The organism is Carnobacterium sp. 1290_CSPC (assembly GCF_001053265.1).
Lineage (GTDB): Bacteria > Bacillota > Bacilli > Lactobacillales > Aerococcaceae > Aerococcus > Aerococcus urinaeequi.
Genome location: NZ_JVVG01000050.1, coordinates 1 through 2,032 on the forward strand (window position 1 = coordinate 1; position 2,032 = coordinate 2,032).

Here is a 2,032-nt window from a genome sequence, read left to right on the forward strand (position 1 = left end):
GCTTAAATCATAGATACCGTAAGGGATTTTATTCTTTATTTAAAACTTTGCAACAGAACCGATTTATAAATTATCCAGAAGTAGGCATCATTTAAATTCATATCATCCATCAAATTAAATATCTCATCATAAAAGAAAAGGATCTTACTAATTTATCCATAGAAAACGCCACAATCTTTAGATGTATCATCTGTAGGAAGGGCTATAAAACATCGAGGTTGACAACGTTTCTTTTATGAGCTATGATATCATCTAAGCAAAGGGGAGTCACTAGAGTGACTGAGACTGGATGTATGCCGGGACTCTTATTACCTGATCACATTAGTACGTGCGGAGGGATTGCAGACTTAAGAAGACTTAAGCCTCCTTTGTGTATCAAAGGGGGTATTTTTATGCAAAAAAATTCATTAACCGTTTATATAGAGGCCGGGTTGATTGCGACTTTGGCCTTTATTATCTCACTGTTTCCTATCGAAGGAACAGGCTTCGATATCGCTCTGGGCTCGATTCCCATTACGTTGTTTTGTTTACGTCGAGGGTGGAAAGCAGGGATATTTACTGGGCTTTTATGGGGCCTACTGACGATTATTCTAGGCGGAGCTTCAATTATCCACCCCATACAGGTGGTGCTAGATTATCCAGTAGCTTTTGCTTTTAATGGGCTAGCAGGAATCGTGGCTCCGGTACTTCAACAGGCAACCGCTTCGGGAAATTGGAAGAAAGCAACTTATTATATCTTTTTGAGTACTTTTATCGGGACTCTAGCTCGTTACTTCTGGCACTTTATTACTGGGGTTTATTATTGGGGCCGGTTTGCTCCAGAAGGTTGGTCTGTTGGCTTTTATTCCTTTGTATTTAATGGAGGATCTGTCATTGTCACAACAGTAATTGCTGGTCTAGCTTTATTGCTTCTGTACCGGCAAGCTCGGCATTTATTTGTCGGTGAATTGGCATGATAATAAATGCCCATGATCACCTCAGTCATTATCCATCGCTGGAGAAGGCATTGGCGGACTTTGAAGTCTTAAACATGACAACTTTAGCGGTTAGTGAGTCTGTGTCTGACTATCAATCCATTCCAGACCATCCACTTATCTTAAAGGGATTCGGAATTCATCCTTGGAAGGTGACGCCAACTACATCTTTAGACAATATCGAACCTTACATTCAGGATTGTGATTTCATCGGTGAAATTGGTTTAGACTTCCACTGGGCAGAAGATACAACGGCTTACCCGCGTCAATTGGAAGTTTTTGAATACTTTCTATCGGAGGCAAAAAAACTCCAAAAAATTTGCAATATCCACACAAAAGGAGCTGAAAAAGAAGTACTTTCCTTGCTACAAAAGCACCAATTACATGGTCAAATTATCCACTGGTATAGTGGGCCTTTGGACTTGGTGACTGATTATTTGGAGCTAGGCTGTTTCTTTACGATTTCTGTCGATGCAGGGCATTCAACCTTAACCGATCAGCTGATTAATCTTATTCCAACACAGCAGTTATTATTTGAAACCGATGGCCCTACTGCCCTAGAGTGGGTCAATGGTACGCCTTCTTGGCCTGATGAAATCTTACGAATTCAAGCCTATGTGGCTCAATTGAAAAGTTGTTCATTGACTGAGTTGAAAGTGGGTGGGCATTTATTGATGGAACAACTCAAATAAATACCTTTACTCTTCGAATTTGTCCACATCCGATATTTCAATCACATTTAGCTTAGGCTGTTTAACAGCGTCGGAGCGTATCAATTTAGTCGAGCTTCGGCTGAAATTTTTGGAGTTATGTCGAGGTAAGAAGCTAATTGCTTTTTGTGGAAGGAAATTCTGTGAAGAATTCATGTAATCGAATAAAGGTCTAATTAAGATTAAAAAACACTAAAAAAGTCACCAGTACTCATTAGCATTTCAATGAGAGCTGGTGGCTTTTGGTGTGGTTCTGTTGCAAAGTTTTAAATCTACTGTCAAATAAGATAGAATAATAGAAAAAGATAGCAGGAGGAATGACGATGAATCATTTTAAAGGAAAGCAAT

At 39.4% G+C, this 2,032-nt stretch carries 2 protein-coding genes; both read left to right on the plus strand.

Going from position 1 to position 2,032, the window contains the following annotated elements:
* The first annotated feature begins 392 nt into the window (after nt 1–392).
* Complete coding sequence (thiT, locus tag AC973_RS03985) at nt 393–956, plus strand: energy-coupled thiamine transporter ThiT (protein WP_048727589.1); 564 nt, start codon at nt 393–395, stop codon at nt 954–956.
* Nucleotides 953–1,666 (plus strand): TatD family hydrolase, encoded by a 714-nt coding sequence (locus AC973_RS03990; protein ID WP_065419859.1) that lies wholly within the window; start codon nt 953–955, stop codon nt 1,664–1,666. The genes thiT and AC973_RS03990 overlap by 4 nt, the downstream gene beginning before the upstream one ends.
* Nucleotides 1,667–2,032: the final 366 nt, after the last annotated feature.